17 protein-coding genes are annotated in these 15,417 nt (G+C 71.3%); 2 read left to right on the top strand and 15 right to left on the bottom strand.

Annotation, left to right across the window (positions count from 1 at the left end; translation table 11 throughout):
- Position 1 precedes the first annotated feature (1 nt).
- Both DFH01_RS23070 and DFH01_RS28900 read right to left on the bottom strand, forming a co-directional pair.
- Complete coding sequence (locus DFH01_RS23070) at positions 2–1,966, bottom strand: phage terminase large subunit family protein (RefSeq protein WP_109872835.1); 1,965 nt, start codon at positions 1,964–1,966, stop codon at positions 2–4.
- The gene (locus DFH01_RS28900) at positions 1,966–2,529 is read right to left on the bottom strand and encodes an elements of external origin (RefSeq protein ID WP_109872834.1); all 564 of its coding nucleotides are present in this window, start codon (positions 2,527–2,529) and stop codon (positions 1,966–1,968) included. Before DFH01_RS28900 ends, DFH01_RS23070 begins: the two co-directional genes overlap by 1 nt.
- A 186-nt stretch (positions 2,530–2,715) precedes the next feature.
- Between DFH01_RS28900 and DFH01_RS28895 the strand changes: the two genes are divergently transcribed.
- Both DFH01_RS28895 and DFH01_RS23055 read left to right on the top strand, forming a co-directional pair.
- The gene (locus DFH01_RS28895; RefSeq protein WP_233256241.1) at positions 2,716–3,600 is read left to right on the top strand and encodes a DUF3489 domain-containing protein; all 885 of its coding nucleotides are present in this window, start codon (positions 2,716–2,718) and stop codon (positions 3,598–3,600) included.
- 158 nt (positions 3,601–3,758) lie between these two features.
- Complete coding sequence (locus DFH01_RS23055) at positions 3,759–4,535, top strand: alpha/beta fold hydrolase (RefSeq protein ID WP_109872833.1); 777 nt, start codon at positions 3,759–3,761, stop codon at positions 4,533–4,535.
- Between the two features lie 11 nt (positions 4,536–4,546).
- On the opposite strand, the gene DFH01_RS23050 is transcribed toward DFH01_RS23055, so the two are convergent.
- The 13 genes from DFH01_RS23050 to DFH01_RS23000 form a co-directional block, all read right to left on the bottom strand.
- Complete coding sequence (locus DFH01_RS23050) at positions 4,547–5,827, bottom strand: site-specific DNA-methyltransferase (RefSeq protein WP_109872832.1); 1,281 nt, start codon at positions 5,825–5,827, stop codon at positions 4,547–4,549.
- Positions 5,817–7,283 carry a site-specific DNA-methyltransferase gene (locus tag DFH01_RS23045; RefSeq protein ID WP_109872831.1) on the bottom strand — a complete coding sequence of 489 codons (1,467 nt, stop codon included), beginning with the start codon at positions 7,281–7,283 and terminating at the stop codon, positions 5,817–5,819. Before DFH01_RS23045 ends, DFH01_RS23050 begins: the two co-directional genes overlap by 11 nt.
- Positions 7,284–7,599: 316 nt before the next feature.
- Positions 7,600–8,496 carry a hypothetical protein gene (locus DFH01_RS23040; RefSeq protein ID WP_146217129.1) on the bottom strand — a complete coding sequence of 299 codons (897 nt, stop codon included), beginning with the start codon at positions 8,494–8,496 and terminating at the stop codon, positions 7,600–7,602.
- Positions 8,497–8,767: 271 nt separating this feature from the next.
- Positions 8,768–9,322 (bottom strand): DUF6456 domain-containing protein, encoded by a 555-nt coding sequence (locus DFH01_RS23035; RefSeq protein ID WP_109872829.1) that lies wholly within the window; start codon positions 9,320–9,322, stop codon positions 8,768–8,770.
- The gene (locus DFH01_RS23030) at positions 9,312–9,542 is read right to left on the bottom strand and encodes a hypothetical protein (RefSeq protein ID WP_109872828.1); all 231 of its coding nucleotides are present in this window, start codon (positions 9,540–9,542) and stop codon (positions 9,312–9,314) included. Before DFH01_RS23030 ends, DFH01_RS23035 begins: the two co-directional genes overlap by 11 nt.
- Positions 9,539–10,168 (bottom strand): hypothetical protein, encoded by a 630-nt coding sequence (locus DFH01_RS23025; protein WP_109872827.1) that lies wholly within the window; start codon positions 10,166–10,168, stop codon positions 9,539–9,541. The genes DFH01_RS23030 and DFH01_RS23025 overlap by 4 nt, the downstream gene beginning before the upstream one ends.
- Before the next feature lie 265 nt (positions 10,169–10,433).
- The gene (locus DFH01_RS27930; protein WP_146217128.1) at positions 10,434–10,712 is read right to left on the bottom strand and encodes a hypothetical protein; all 279 of its coding nucleotides are present in this window, start codon (positions 10,710–10,712) and stop codon (positions 10,434–10,436) included.
- A complete protein-coding gene (locus tag DFH01_RS23020) occupies positions 10,709–12,931 on the bottom strand; it encodes an AAA family ATPase (protein ID WP_109872826.1) in 2,223 nt (740 codons plus the stop codon). Before DFH01_RS23020 ends, DFH01_RS27930 begins: the two co-directional genes overlap by 4 nt.
- A gap of 1 nt (position 12,932) precedes the next feature.
- Positions 12,933–13,640 carry a hypothetical protein gene (locus DFH01_RS27925; protein ID WP_146217127.1) on the bottom strand — a complete coding sequence of 236 codons (708 nt, stop codon included), beginning with the start codon at positions 13,638–13,640 and terminating at the stop codon, positions 12,933–12,935.
- Between the two features lie 61 nt (positions 13,641–13,701).
- A complete protein-coding gene (locus DFH01_RS29065) occupies positions 13,702–13,827 on the bottom strand; it encodes a hypothetical protein (protein WP_269846286.1) in 126 nt (41 codons plus the stop codon).
- Positions 13,817–14,578, bottom strand: a complete 762-nt coding sequence (locus DFH01_RS23010; protein WP_109872825.1) for a hypothetical protein — start codon at positions 14,576–14,578, stop codon at positions 13,817–13,819. The genes DFH01_RS29065 and DFH01_RS23010 overlap by 11 nt, the downstream gene beginning before the upstream one ends.
- Positions 14,575–15,024 carry a hypothetical protein gene (locus DFH01_RS23005; RefSeq protein WP_109872824.1) on the bottom strand — a complete coding sequence of 150 codons (450 nt, stop codon included), beginning with the start codon at positions 15,022–15,024 and terminating at the stop codon, positions 14,575–14,577. Before DFH01_RS23005 ends, DFH01_RS23010 begins: the two co-directional genes overlap by 4 nt.
- Complete coding sequence (locus tag DFH01_RS23000; RefSeq protein WP_109872823.1) at positions 15,024–15,398, bottom strand: hypothetical protein; 375 nt, start codon at positions 15,396–15,398, stop codon at positions 15,024–15,026. The genes DFH01_RS23005 and DFH01_RS23000 overlap by 1 nt, the downstream gene beginning before the upstream one ends.
- Between the last annotated feature and the right edge of the window lie 19 nt (positions 15,399–15,417).

The raw sequence follows: 15,417 nt of genomic DNA, 5'->3' as shown, positions 1-15,417 counted from the left end.
GTTAGCGCAGCCAGCCCGAGCGCGGCGCGAGCCAGCCGCGCGGGCGATGGGCGTCGGACGCGGCCGGCGACAGCGGCGCGACATTCCCGCCGGTGGGAAGCTCGGCCGCCGGCAGCGACAGCGCATCGGCCATGCGCGCCCAGCGACCTTCGCCCCAGCCATCCATCCCGAGGGCGGCTGCGGCGGCACGCGCATACACGCGGCAGTCCAGCGCCTCGTTCCTCTCGCGCGTCTTGACCCATTCGAGGCGGCGGAAGCCGTTGCGCCCCGCCCGAGCCACCAACTGTTCCGCGGTGAGTTGGCGGCAGAACTCTTCGCCGGCGGCGTGGAGCGGCAGGTGCACGTAGCCCGGCGGGAACGGATCGCCGCTCTCCTCCGTGGGCCGCTCCAGCTTCAGCCAGCCATAGGTCTCGCCCTTCAGGAAGGACGAGCCCACCGGCCAGACCTTCAGACCGCCCATCTTCCGCCCGTTCCGCCGAACCTCCGTCGCGGCCGGCTGGCCGATCGCAGCGCGCAGCCCGTCCTGGCCCTTCACGGCGATGGCGCGGCCGGCACCAGCCCGGCGCACGAACGAATACACCTCCGCTGTGGTCATGCCGTCGCCGCTGTCGATCGCCGCCATGGCCACCGGCAGCCGATGCCCGCTGGCGTGCCGCCAGGTCTCGCCCAGCAGCAGCCGCAACTCCTCCCACACCGCCGCCTCGAAGGGGTTCCCTGCGAGCACGCGGTGCTCGACCAGCCAGGACTGCCGGTCCTGGCCCCAGGCCCAGAGGCTCGCCTCGAGGCGATCCCGTTGCACGTCGACGCCGGCTGTCAGCAGCAACCCGCCCATCGGCACCGTGCCCGCAGGCCAGTGCTCGCGGCGGTCATAGAGTCGCTGCCAGTCGGGCGCCTCGCCCGCTTCCTGCCAGGTCTCGCCGAGGACGGTGTTCCGGAAGGTCTTGATCGCCCGGTCGTCGCCCTGCGCCGCGAGCCAGAGCCGTGCAATCTCGGACCAGGGCATCCAGCCCGGCGGCGAGTAGAGCGCCGAGATGTGGAAGCCGATCGCGTGCGGGTCCGTCGCCGTGGCCGTGGCCCGCCATTCGCCTCCGGCCAGCATCGCCGCCTTGTGCTGCTCGCCGATCGCCCCGTCGCAATCCTCGCAGAGATACCGCGCCGTCTCCGGCTCGCCCTCGTCCCAGAGCAGGCGCTCGAAACGGAGATGCTGGCGGTGGCCGCAATGCGGGCAGGGCACAAAGTAGCGCCGCTGGTCGGTGGCGAGATACTCGCGCTCGATCCGCGACAGGCCCGCGATCGTCGGCGTACTGACCAGCAGCATTTTCCGGCGCCAGCCGAAGGTCCGCGCGCGCGCCTCGGCCAGCGCGATCGGGTCACCCTCGCCCTCGACATCGCCGGGATAGGCGTCGATCTCGTCCAGGAACAGGAAGCGGGCCGACATCGAGCGCAGGCCGACGGCGCTGTTGGCGCCGGTCATCACCAGCTGCCCGCCAGGGAACTCCTTCGAGAGCTGCCGATTGCCCGAATCTCTGCTGCGCGCGGGCGCGACGCGCTCCCGGATCGCTGGTGTCTCCTCCACCAGCGGGTCGATGCGCTGGTCGGAGAAGCGCTTCGCCAGCTCCGTCGTCGGCTGCACCGCGAGCATCGGGCCGGGTGCATGATGTATTACGTAGCCGATCCAATTATTACCGCACTCCGTGCCGCCGACCTGCGCGCCCTTCATGAACACCACGCGCCGCGCGGCCTGCGCCGGCGACAGCGAATCCATGATCTCGCGCAAATACGGCGTGCGCACGGTGCGCCATGGGCCGGGCTCCGCCGAACCCCGACTGCCGAGCACGCGGTGCTTGTCCGCCCATTCCGAGACCAGCAGCGCCGGCTCGGGCGCCATGCCGTCGCGCCAGGCCTGCAGGATCTCGGCGTCGCCGTCGAAGCGGCCGAGCTCCTCCAAGAGATGCTCGCCCGCCATCAGCCGACGCTCACCCGGACATCGTGCCGGGCCGCAAGATGCTCGCGCAGGCGTGTGTCCATCATCGTCTGCAGCCGATGCGCATCGACGCCGAGCTCGGCCGCCATCTCGGCAGCCACGCGGGCCGGCCAGGCGAGGATGGCATCGCGCTCCTCCTTGGCGAGACGGTGCACCAGGAGCAGCGCGCGGGCCTTGTCGACCAGCTTGCCCTTGCGCTCGTCGAGCCGCAGTCGGCGCTCCTGCGCCTTCAGCACCTCGTTCGCCGTGCGCGCGTCGTGGAACGTGCTGCCGGCAGCGCGCGGCAGCGGATCGGGCGCAGACGCCGCGATCGGGGGCGAGACCGGCCGCGGTGGTGCCGGTGCGACGAAGGCAGCAGTCTTCCGCGTCGGATCGCTGCTCTCAGCCAGCCGCGCGCGGATCTTCTCCACGTCCCAAGCGCCATCGGCCTCGGGCGCGATGCGGCCGGCGCGCTGCGCCTTCTGCAGCGCCGTGTGGGAAACGCCGAGGCGGCGCGCCACCTCGCGCTGCGAGGCCACGCGGCCCGGCTGCGCGGCAGCGATCATGATCTGATCCAGCCCCCTCGAAGAACGCAATCCGGGCCGCGCTGTTGGCGCTTGGCTGGCGCGCGGCACAGCGCGAATGCTCCGTCACGCGATGCGCAGACGTAGCATCTGCCCCGACCGGCCCTGCCGGCGGGGCTCGGGGCGGTAGCACCCGGCTGTTCGGGTGCGGAACCGGAGACCTCGACGATGAAGCTCACCGACACCCAGGCCGCGATCCTCACCGCCGCCGCGCAGCACCCAGAGCACCTGGCCTACCCGCCCGAGCGCCTGCCCGCCGGAGCCCGCCAGAAGGTGGCGCAGGCGCTACTGAAGCAGGACCTGGTGATTGCGGTGCACCGCCCGGCCTACGACGCCATCGCAAAGTGGACGGTGGACGGCGAGGAGATGCTGCTGAAGATCACCGACGACGGGCTGCGCGCCATCGGCATCGACTCGAACGCAGGCGACGCGCCGGAGGAGGACGAGCAGAGCGAGGCGGCGATCCTGCGCCGCAACGCCGAGCGCCACGCCGCCGCGCAGGCGGCCGGGACGGACGCGGACACGGCGCCCACGAGCGGGGAGGACGCCCCGGAGACGGAAGCCGCCCAAGGCGCGCCCGCGGCGCCCGGTGCGGGCGACCGCGCCGAGGACCTCGCCTTGCTGGACGCCGCCCTCGCCACGCCCGCGCCGCGCACCAGTCTGCGCGCCGCCGCCGCCGCGGTGCTCGCTGCCTGGGACGACGAGGCCAACCGCGAAGCAGACATGATCACCGCCCTCGACGGCCCGATGCAGGCCCTCCGCGCCGCGCTCGCCGGCAAGCCGCCCCGCGCCACACGGGAGGCCGGCGCCAAGCGCAAGCCGCGCGAGGGGACGAAGCAGGAGGCGGTGCTCGCCCTGCTCCGCCGCGAGGAGGGCGCCACCATCGCGCAGATCTGCGAGGCGACGGGCTGGCAGCAGCACACGGTGCGCGGGTTCTTCGCCGGGCTGAAGAAGAAGGGCCACGCGGTCGAGGTGCTGGAGCGGGTGCGCCAGGTCGGCCCGAACAAGGAAGGCGCTCGGGGCTCCTACACGGTGTACCGCATCACCGGCTGAGTGGGGTGCGGCGCCCGGCGGCGCCGCGGCTACGATCTTGGCCGGCCGGGCAACGTTCAGGTCCCGGCCGGCGTTCCAGTTCGCCTTTGACAGGGAAGCCTCTCGATGCTGTCCAAGAATGCGATCGTTGCGCGCGTGGAGTGCGGCCGTTGAGTGCCATGCACTCCGTCCGGCTTGGCCGGGGAAGGCCCCTGCTGCTGATCCACGGCCTGGGCGGCTCATGGCGATCCTGGGGCCCGATCCTCCACGACCTTGCCCGCGAGCGAGAGGTCATCGCCGTCGATCTCCCCGGATTTGGCGAAAGCCCGCCTTTGCAGGGTGAGGTGTCCATCGACACGCTTGCCCGGGCGGTCACCGAGTTCCTCGCCGCCGAGGGCCTGACCGGGGTCAATGCCGTTGGCAGCTCGATGGGCGCGCGGCTCGTGCTGGAGCTCGCACGGCGCGGCGTGGTGGGGTCCACCGTTTCGCTCGACCCCGGCGGTTTTTGGCAGGGATGGGAGCGCCGGTTCTTCTACACCTCGATCGCGGTGTCGATCCGGCTGGTCCGGCTGCTGCAGCCGATCATGCCGGCCATCACCGGCAGCGCGATCGGCCGGACGCTGCTGTTCCCGCAATTCTCGCCGCGGCCATGGCGGCTTTCGCCGGTAGTGACACTCGAGGAGATGCGCAGCTACGCGGCCGCGCCCTCCTTCGACGAGTTGCTGCGCAGCCTCGCTTATGGACCAGCCCAGGAGGGCGCGGCACCGAGATCCCTTCCTGGCAGGTTGGTGATCGGCTGGGGCCGACAGGACCGTGTGTGCTTCCCGGTCCAGGCAGGCCGCGCCAAGGCACTTTTCCCGGATGCCCGGATTCACTGGTTTGAGGCTTGCGGGCACTTCCCGCACTGGGACAAGCCAGGCGAGACAACGGGACTAATCTTGGACAGCACCGGTTAGAAGGCGAGGCGTCAGACGACGGCCTGCGCTGCCCCCTGCATACCACGCGCTGCGGCGACGTCGTCGAACAGCCGGTCCTCGCCGGCCAGGACCGCGGCCCGCCCGGTGAAGGCCTGCCATCGCCGCACGGTGACATCGACGTAGCGCGCGTCGATGTCCATCGCGTAGCAGACGCGCCCCGTCGTCTCTGCCGCGATGATGGTGCTGCCGCTGCCGCAGAACGGCTCGTAGATCAAATCCCCCACCGCGCTGTTGTTCACCATCGGCCGCCGCATGCACTCCACCGGCTTTTGCGTGCCGTGGACGGTGGCGGCATCCTCGTCGCCCGCCGTGCTGATCGGCCAGAGCGTCGCCTGGTCCCGCGCGCCCTGCCAGTGGCCGGTCGCGCCCTTACGCACGGCGTAGAGGCAGGGCTCGTGCTGCCAGTGGTAGTCGCCCCGCCCGAGCACGAAGCGTGGCTTCGCCCAGATGATCTGGCTGCGCACCGCGAAGCCAGCCGCCTCCAAGCTCTCGATCACCGTGCGCGCGTGCACGCCGGCGTGCCAGACATACGCCACGTCGCCCGGGAACAGCGCCCAGGCGTCGCGCCAGTCGGCGCGGTCGTCATTCGCCACCTTCCCGGTCCGCATCGTGGCCGAGACGCCGGCCTCGTTCCGCCACTCGGGATCGTAGTTCACCCCATACGGAGGATCGCTGGTCATCAGGTGCGGCCGCGTGCCGTTCAGCAGCCGCGCGACGTCCGCCGCGCTGGTGGCGTCGCCGCACAGCAGCCGATGCGGGCCGAGCAGCCAGAGGTCGCCGGGCCGGGTGACGGGAGCCTCTGGTGGCTCGGGCGCCGGCGCGTCCGGATCCCCGGCGGGTGTGGCCGGGGCCTCTGGCACAGCCTCACCTAGGAGCCTGTCGAGCGTCGCGCCGTCGAAGCCGATCAGGCCGAGGTCGAACTCGTCCGTGCGCAGCGCGCGGAGCTCGGCGGCGAGCAGGCTCTCGTCCCAGGTGGAGTTGAGCGCCAGCTGGTTGTCGGCCAGCCGGAAGGCCCGCGCCTGCGCCTCCGTGAGATGCCCGAGCCGGATCGCCGGCACTTCCTCCAGCCCGAGCGCCTTCGCCGCCAGTACGCGACCGTGGCCGGCGATCAGCACGCCCGCGTCGTCCACCAGCACCGGGACGTTGAACCCGAACTCACCGATCGATGCCGCCAGCTGCGCCACCTGTTCGGTCGGATGCAGCCGGGCATTCGCGGCGTACGGCGCGAGCGATGCCACCGGCATCATCTCGACGCGGAGATCAGGCAGCATCGGCCAGCGCCTCCGCGCGCGCCGCGGCGACGGCGTCGTAATCGCGGCCGTCGTCGGCCAGCGTCACCGGCAGGTCGGGGTGCAGCATGCACCAGCGGGCGATCGCCAAGTCGACATACGCCGGCGCGAGCTCGATTGCGCGGACGCGCCGGCCCGTGCGCTGACCCGCCAGGATGGTGGTGCCGCTCCCCGCGAACGGCTCGAACACGACGTCACCCTCGTCCGTGTAGGCGCGCATCAGGAACTCCGGCAGCGCGACGGGGAACACCGCCGGGTGTTCGGTCTCGATGCCGCGGCCCTTGTGGCGCGTGATGCGCAGCACGCTGTCCGGGATCCGCATCTCCTGCACCGGCAGGCCGATGTGGGTGTAGGCCTTCACCTCGCCGTCGGCGGCGCGGAGCCCGCTGCCCTTGTTCGGCGTTCCGGCCCACTTGCACGGCACGATCTTGTTCGCCTGCCGCGCCTCTCGGTTGAAATGGAAGACGAGCTCGAAGGCGGGGGCCAGGCGGCCGTTCCAGTCGCCGGGCAGGCCGGGGCCCTGATCCCACGCATACAGCCCGAAGCGGCGCCAGCCCTGGCCGCGCATCCAGTCCAGCCAGCCCTGCCAATAGGGCTGCCACTCCCCCTCGCGATGGATCAGCCCGAGGTTCACCAGCACCTGGCCGTCGCGGCCGAGCGCCGCGTCGACATGCTGGAACACGCCCTGCATCAGCGCGTCCCAATCCGAGACGCCGCCCGTGGTGTAGTCGCGCTGGTTTCCGTAGGGCGGGCTGGTGAAGAGCAGCGCCGCGCGATCCGCAGCCATGACGCGCGCCACAGTGCTGCGGTTCGTGCTGTCGCCGCAGGCCAGCCGGTGCTCACCCAGCAGCCAGATGTCACCGACCCGCGCGACGGCCTGGCGCGGCGGCTCCGGTTCGGCATCCGCGGGATCCTCTGCCGGCTCCGCGCCCTCCACGTCCGGCTGGTTGCCAGGAGTCGGCTCGGCGCCGCTGGCAACTGCCGGCGTCGCCAGGTTGCCGGCCTCGGTTTCCAGGCCGGCCAGGAGGCGCTCGATCTCCGCGCCGTCGAAGCCGGTCAGCGCCAGGTCGACGCCGCCCATCTCCTGCAGCCTCGCGACCTCGGCCGCCAGCAGCGCCTCGTCCCAGCCGGCGTTCAACGCGATGCGGTTGTCCGCCAGTCGATACGCTGCCTTCTGCGCCTCGGTCAGGCCGGCGCGGACGATGGTCGGCACGGTCTCGAGGCCGAGGGATTTCGCGGCCAGCAGCCGGCCGTGGCCGGCGATGATCTCGCCGCACTCGTCCACCAGGACCGGCGCGACGAAGCCGAACTCGAGAATGCTGGCCGCGATCTGCGCCACCTGCTCGGCGGAGTGCGTGCGCGCGTTGCCGGCATAGGGCAGCAGCGCGGCGACCGCGCGCGCCTCGACGGCGCTCGCAGACCATGGGGCCTGGGGCATCTGCACCTGCGTGATCGTGGAATGGTGGCCGGCGCGGCTGGCAACTGCGCGACGCTGGCAACCTGGAAAACTGGCCTGGCGCTAGAAACCTTGCGCGCTTCCGCCCCCCGCATCAGCGGGGCCAGGAAGGACCCTGCGGCTCGCGAGCCACGCTCCGGATTGTCTGGCTCAGTGGCTCGTTCGCCACCGCCGCGTCGCATCGTCTCGACGTAGCGTGGTCATAGCCCCGCTGATTCGCGCGCCGCTACAGGGTGAATTGTAACAGCGCACCTGAAGCGGTGACGGCGCAGCTTTAGGCACCCGGTAATGGTGGCGGTCAGCTGGACGCCGAAACAGTCCGTCGCCCCCACCGCAGAAGCGTGAGCGTCAGGATGCCCGAGGCGAACAGGGAGAGGCTGAGGGGTTCAGGAATGGTCACTTCTGCAGAGATCACGGCCCCGCTGCCGACGACGTTGCGGCCGAAGCCGACGGTGTTGGGCTCGAACACGCCGGTGCGATTGACGTCAGCCAACATGTCGGAGAGCGTGGCGTAGGTGACGATCCCGGCCGAGATCGAGCTCTCGCCCTCGATGTTGAAGACGTTCCAGTAGGTGGTGCCATCCGAGCCGCTGCCGACGACGTTTCTTCCGAAGCCGGCGGTGTTGGGCTCGAACACGCCGGTGCGATTGGTGTCAGCCAACATGTCGGCGAGCGTGGCGTAGGTGACGATCCCGGCCGAGATCGAGCTCTCGCCCTCGATGTTGAAGACGTTCCAGTAGGTGGTGCCGTCCGACCCGCTGCCGACGACGTTTCGGCCGAAGCCGGCGGTGTTGGGCTCGAACACGCCGGTCCGATTGGTGTCGGCGAGCATGTCGGCGAGCGTGGCGTAGGTGACGATCCCGGCCGAGATCGAGTTCTCGCCCTCGATGTTGAAGACGTTCCAATAGGTGGTGCCGTCCGAGCCGCCGCCGACGACGTTTCGGCCGAAGCCGGCGGTGTTGGGCTCGAACACGCCGGTCCGATTGGTGTCGGCGAGCATGTCGGAGAAGGTGGCGTAGGTGACGATTCCGGCCGAGATCGAGTTCTCGCCCTCGATGTTGAAGACGTTCCAGTAGCCGGCCTCGGCGGAGTTTGCGCCTGAGATGGCGAGCGCCGCCGCCAGCAGAAGACCGCGCACCCAGCCGGCGCCATCTGCGAGGGTCCGCTTCCTCGGGTGGCCGTTCCGACCGCTCATGGATTCCTCCCGCGCTGCCAGTTTGTGCCGTAGCACCGACAATCAGCCCTCAGGCTGACAAACAATATTTGCGCATAGTCCCGCTTCCGAGCAAGTCGAATGCGTCAGCCAGAACGCCTGTCGGGGCGTCGAAAATCTTTACAGATGTCGCGGCCGCGCGGAAGGACAGCAATTGCGCTGAGGGCACGTTGCCTCGACATCGCGCTTTGCCACTTGATGTGAGCGCAGCGAGCGGAGCTCATGCTCATGGCTCGATTGGCTACTGTCCATTTCACGCCGCCCGCTGCTGCGGCGTGAGCCCGAAGTGCATCGCCAACGTGCCGAGTGCGCCGACCAGGATGCCCTGCGCCACCGGGCCATGCACAGGCCGGCCCGACCAGCCCTGGCGCTGAGACCATTCGCGCACCGAGAATTCAAGCCCGACGACGAACCACACGCAGGAGCCGGCCGGGCTGTCGTGGCCGCCGAGCGCGTCGATGGCGTTGGCGACGCGACGCCGCGCGTCAATCTGCCGGTTCGGCATGTCGTCGTTCGTCGCGCCCGCCAGTCGGATCAGCTGCGACGTGGCGATGCCGTCCAGCGCGGCGGAGCGGAACAGCGTGCGGAAGATGCTGCCGGCCTCGTGCATCTGCGGCGTGATGGTGTCGTTCGCCAGCATAGTGCCGAGCGTATCCACGGCGCGGCGGTGCTCGACGGGGCTGCCGGTCTCGGGATCCGCTCCGCGGACTGGCGCGGAGAAGTCGCCGTGCTGCAGCCGCCACTTCGAGGGCTTCGACAGATCCTCGCGCTCAACCTTGCGACGTGCCGTGTTCCGCTTACCGGCCATGGCCTGACCCTCCGTTGCGCCGACCCCAGCGGCGACTGGCCTCGTTGATGATCGCCTGGCGGAGCCAGGGATCGGTGATGTCCTCCACGGCCAGGGCAGCGACGCCGTGCCGATGCCAAGCGGCGGCGCGCATGGCGTTGAGCTCGTTGTCGTTCGAAGCCGTGCGCGTGCCGCGATCGAGGCAGGAGCGCGGCGGACGGGGAGCGCCGGGCAGGGTCATCGTGCAGCACTCCGCGACAGAGGCGTGTGGGCGTGCGTGTCGCCGTGGTTGTGGCCGAACGGGATCTCGTCGCCGCGCAACCAGTCGAACTCCGCGCCGCGCGGCGTCAGCCGCAGTGCTTCCACCGTCGCTCCAGGGAACTCCGCGCGAATGGCGTCCACCCAGTTTCGGCCTTCCCAGGCGCAGATGACGCGGCCGATCTCGTCCAGCGACCACACCTCGCGAGCGCGGCTGTCGCCCTCGTGCCGCGCGGCGCGCGCCAGGACGTGCTGCTCGGCGGGGCTCCGCACGATGGCGAGCACGGTGCCGTCCGGCATCCGCGTCTCCCACACCTCCGGCGCCGTCGGCGTGTGACCCGCCGCCGTGGCCGCCTGGTCCAGCGCGTCCCAGGCGCGGCGCATCGCCTCCGAGTGTGCCCGCACGGCATCTAGGTCTTGCGCGGCATAGGCGGCCTGCCACTTGCGCCACTGCCGGTCGAAGCGCTCGCGCAGCGCGTCGTCGACCAGCAGGCGCAGCCGGCCGACGCCCCATTTGCGCTCCAAGCTGTCGGTCAGCAGGTCGACGGACTGCACCAGGCCCTGGATGGCCATGGTGATGCCGGAGCGATCGGTTGTCGCCCAACTCATGCTTCTGCCTCCGTGGTGATCTGCGCCACTGCTGCGCCACTGGATGGCGGCCGATGCCTCGAAATCCGCCCTGGATCCTGCGCCGCTGCCCCACCGGTCCGGGCTGCGCCACTGCGCCACTGCCCCATGCCCCCTAGGGGGCATGAGGGCATGGGCCTTGCCAGTGGCGCAGAGGCGCAACCCTCCCCGGCAACCGGTCGCCGCACCGCTGCGCCAGTGATGTGCCAGTGGCGCAGGTCAGTGGCGCAAGCACTCGGAGCACCGCTCATGCCGATGCCCCAGCAGGCACCTTGACCCGGCGCTTTGGATCGCGGTGCTCCGCGCAGCGGCGCCGATCTACTCGAACTGGACCGGCGCGCCGCGGCGTCACCAAGTCGAATGGAGCTCCGCAATCCGCGCAGCCACCCATCCAGATCGAGAGTTCGACGTCGCGCCCGGTGCGCGTTATGTGCGGTCGGATCTCGACGCACTCGAAACGCTGGTGCTGCACGAAGGCTACGCTGCCGATATCGGGACGCCCGGGCAGGGTGATCAGCTTCCTCATTCGTCGTGGTCCTCCTTCGCATGGAGCCGCATGCCGGCGACGACCTGCGGGTCATGTTCGAGCCCCATGCGCGGCTTGCGCTGCTTGGGGCTCTGGTATTCGACGGTGCGGAGCGCCTTGCTCGCGAAGTAGCCGTCGAGAATCGCGCGCGCCTGTGCTTCGGTGCAGCCGACGCTCTTGGTGATGAGGCTACCTGCCCAGCGTTCGCTGTCCTGCTTACGTTTGGACCAGCGCTCCCCATCCTCGCGCGGCGTGCCGAGCTGCTCGATCAGATCGGCGGATGCGGCGAGGGTCAGCTCTTTGAACACCGAGGCGGGGCGCCAGCGCGCGATAGCCTGGACATGATCGCCGTTCGGCAGCGCGATGGAGCGCAGCTGCAGCCAGGTGGCGTCGAGCGGGCGCGGCGCGAGGTTGAGCTTCGCGTTATCGGCGCGGACGAAGAACCAACGCTCCTCCTCGTCGAGGCCGAAGCGCTCGGCTTCCTTCTCGTCCATGGACCGCAGCGCCACCGCCGCACGGGCCGCATCGACCAGCGCGGAGGCGCCGCGGAAGGCGTCGGCGTCGCCGGCGATGCCGCCCTTGCGGAAGTGGTGCACCAGCAGCACGGCGCAGCCGGCGGCGTCCGCGACGCGCGACCAGAGCGCGGCGGCGAAGTCGATCTGCTCGTTGCGGTTCTCCTCGAGGCGGTGCGATTTCACGAAGGGGTCGACCACCAGGAGCGTCACCTGCCGACGCCGCAGCTCCTTGATCAGCGCCTCGACGATGGGCGTGGCGACGACGGTGCCGTCCGGCAACCGCGCGGCGACAACGAGCGGCTGGTCGCGGCCGCTGTCGAGGAACAGCCGGCCAGCGAGGTCGGTCGCGGGAATGCGGTGGGCGATCAGCGCCGCCTGGACGCGGCGCAGCAGTTCGTCGCGCGGGTCCTCCAGGTTGTAGATCCAAGCGCGGCCCGGGCTGTGTACCGGCTCCTCGACCAGCGGCCGGCCGAGCGCGACGGAGAGCGCCACGGCGAGGGCGTAGGCGGTCTTTCCCGTGCCGCCCGGCGCGCCGAGGACGGAGACGAACCGCCGGATCAGGAAATGGCCGTAGACCCATTCGCGGGGGCGCAGTGCCGCCAGGTCGGCCGGGTCGAAGGGGGTCGCGACGAGGCTGGCCACGGGCGCGTTCTGGGCGCCGCTGGGCGGGGTGGGCGTTGCGTGCGGCACGTCCCCCTCCCACTCGGCCGAGGCGCCCTGTGCGCGCGTCGGCGCCGCGGCGGAGGGCATCAGGGCGGTGACCAGAGACGGCTTCACCCAGAGCGGATTGGCCTCGCGCGCAAGGCGATGCAGAGACGCGTAGCCGATGCGGTCGGGCGGGCTGCGGAACCAGTGCTGCCAGCGCTCCTGGCAGGCCGCGTCCTGGTGCTTGCCCGACTTTGCCGACCAGGCGGTCCAGGCGGCGAGGCCCGCGGCGCTGCCGGCCGAGGCGCGCCAGACCGCCATGCCGATGTTCGACCACTCGTCCCAGGGCAGGTCGGGGTTCGGGATCTGCGCCAGCGCCGAGGCGATGTCCTGCGGCGAGCCGGCAGGATCGGGGTTCGACCGTGGCGGCGCCGCGTCGGGCGTCGTGGCTGCGGTCGGCTGCGCCAGCAGCAGCAGATCGGCGGCGATGTCGCAGATCGGGCGCAGCGCGTCGGGTGCCTCGCGCAGCAGGCGGCCGGAGACGGTGACGTAGCGGGGGCAGCGGTGAAAGATCTCGACGCTGCCGCCCGCCGGCATGGCGATGCGGCGATGCACCGGGGCGCGGAGACTCTCGTTGGTGCCGATGATGCGCAGGCCACGGCCGGAGGGCGTGACCTCGGCGTAGCTGCCGGCCTCCTCGACGAGCCGCAGCGCCCAGTCGGAGAGCGCGCCGGTGACGGGATCGCGGCAGTTGTCCAGGTCGAGAAAGATGTGTGTCGGGTCGTCGCGCAGGACGTAGCCAGCGCCGTCGGCCTCCGCCGCGGCCACCGCGCCCATGGCGGCGCCGAACGTGTCCCAGGAGGCGGGGTCCTGCGTGGATGCGTGCCGCCAGGGATCGCCGGCGCGGAACAGTGGTTTGTCGGGCTTGCTGCCCGGAGTCGCCTCGGTCCAGCGCCAGATCACCCAATGCGGCAGCGCGGCGAGCGCGCGCAGCGCCTCCGGCAGCGGGCAGATCAGCCCGTCGCCGTCGCGCGGCGGCAGGCTCGCCGTGCCGTCCATCTCAGAACTCCGTGTCGTGGGTGGCGAGCGCGGGCGCCGGTGCCGCGGCGGGCGCCGGCGCAGGCGGAGCCACCGGCGCCGGCGGCGACACGTGACGCGGCGGCGCGGCGGGAGGCTGTGCGGGAGCGGACGCCGTCGCTGTGGCCGCGGTCGGCACTGCCCCGATCGGCAGATCCGCCGGCCGCGTCACCCACTTCTCGATCCGAAACACCGGGGCGTAGTTCGTGCTGCTGCCCTGCGGCGTCTTCGTCGTGACCGGCGTCGTGCCGACGAAGGACACCACCGGCACGAGCCCCTGGCCGCGCTCCGGCGCCGCCTCGAATTGGCTGTGCACGGCGTCCATCGCCGCGATCGCCACCTTGGCGGAGGAGGCGAACTCGCGCAGACCGCCGAGCAGCTTCGGCGCATAGACCCGGACCCGAAAGCCCTGCTTGTGATCCTTGCTCGGGACCGGCGGCAGCGGCGTTCCGAAGGGCACCATGCGCAGATCGGGCGTGCCGCCGGCATAGGACAGCCAGCCGACCTCGATCTGCGCCAGATCCATCAGGAACTGCGGCGGCGGGGTGGTGATGTCCACCATGGTGGTTTCCCACCGCCCGTCCGAGCCCTGCGCCCTATCGGCGCGGAATAGCCGCCCGGCGCGGGCGTCGTAGCGAATGTGCGGGATGAAGTCGGCACCGTTGGTGCTGGTGTTCAGGCCGAGGGCCATGCGCCTCTCCTCTGCGAATGGGGTGCGCGCCAGACGCGGCGGGCGCGCGGCGCCGTGTGCGTCAGGCGGTCAACAGCCAGACGAGCAGCAGCAGCGCCCACACGCCGGCCCAATGCAGGGTGGCGGCGAGCAGCTCGAGCGGGACGGCAGGCAGCCGCACGCGGCGGCGCATCGGGTCAGAAGCCATAGACGTCCCTCCCGAGCGCGCGCGCCTCCGGCGCCGACCACCAGAAGCTTTCGAAGTCGGGGCAGAGCAGGCCGACCAGCTCGTGCGGATCGCGCGACAGGTGGAGGAAGCGTTCGAGCCGCAGCGCGATGTGGCGCAGCGTCAGCAGCGGCGTGCGCGGATCCTCCAGCGCGTAGACCGCGACCTTCTTGGGCGTGGCGTAGCAGAAGCGCATCTGCCGGTTGCCGCCGGCGACATAGACTGCGCCCTGCCTGGCATGCGCAGGGGTGATGTCACCGGCGAGGCGGAGCTGCGTCTTGAGGTCGAGCACGATGCCATGCGCGTCCCAGACGAAGTCCTGGTATCCGATCAGCGGCACCGGAACGTCCGGCAGCGTGACCTCGACGCGGTGCTGGCGCTGGCCTTCCGGCGGCGGGGTCGGCGGGCCGTATTGGCGAAGCTCAGCGAGCGCCGTCTCGACCAGGCCTGGGACGGACTCGCGCTCCTTGGCGCGGTTGGGATCGGCGGAGAGCGCCGCGAGGCGGTCGAACTCGGCGAGCGCGGCGGCCTGGCAATCGGCAAGGTTCAGATCTGGATCGAACAGGCCGAGGCTGACACCGTGCTCGACGGCGATGCCGCGATATGCCGCGCAGCCCACCGGGGCGCGTCGGCGGAGCAGCTTCTCGATCACCCACAGCGCCGGCTCGGCGGCCCAGAGGTTCAGGCTGGTGGCGGAGAGGTGGTCGAGCCCGTGCAGCGTGAGGCCGTTCATGCCGCGCGCTCCGCAATGGCATCGACCGGCCGACCCGCCTCGGCCTCAGCGCGACGGCGCAGCCGCGCCGCGTCGGCGTCGGGCTCGGGCTGGACGCTGCCGGTGTCGTTGGCCGGCGGGGTGATGAGGCTGAGCAGCTCGAGCCAGACATGCAGCGGCAGGACGACGAAGGGCGCGGCGCGGTCCTGCCAGAGGAACAGCGCGTCATAGCCGGCGAGCCAGCTCGCCAGCATGCGAAAGCCGCTGCCATTGCCGCGCGCCTTGACCTCGGCGGTGTAGGGAGGCGCGCTGCGGCCACGGGCATAGATGTCGATGTCGCCGCCATTGCCCTGGTAGTGTGAGGCGCCGGAGAGTGGCACGCGCTCGGCGTGGATGCCGCACTTGGTGTGGATCTCGACCAGCGCGCGCTCGCGCCGCATGCCCTTGTCGCGCGAAGCCTTGCCCATCAGGCGGCCTCCGCCAGACGCAAGGACGGCGCGGCCAGCGCCCGAGCGCTGCGTGCGCTGAGCGGGCGCCGCCGCACCACCAGCAGGTAGGCGAAGCACGCGTCGCCGACGCGGCGCTGCAGCAGGTCCGCCCAGCCCGCCGCCGCCAGCCGCCAGGCCCGGGACGCCAGGGCGTTCAGCTCCTCGCGTCGCTCCGGCGTGAGCGTGGTGGCGAGCCGGTCGCGATCGCGCGCCAGCATGCCGATGTGGTAGACGATGGCCGTGCCAGGCAGGGCAGCGGCAAAGCGATCGTGGAGTTCGTTCTCGGTGCTCACGACGTCGGCGCGTGCGGCGAACGGCAGCACAGCGGTGGAAGCGGGGCGATCGGTGCGCATCGGCGCGGGATCCTTTCTG

Origin of the sequence: Falsiroseomonas bella (genome assembly GCF_003173615.1) — a bacterium.
Taxonomy (GTDB): Bacteria; Pseudomonadota; Alphaproteobacteria; order Acetobacterales; family Acetobacteraceae; genus Falsiroseomonas; species Falsiroseomonas bella.
Note: the sequence above shows the minus strand (reverse complement) of the source record. Positions and strands in the feature narration are given on the sequence as shown.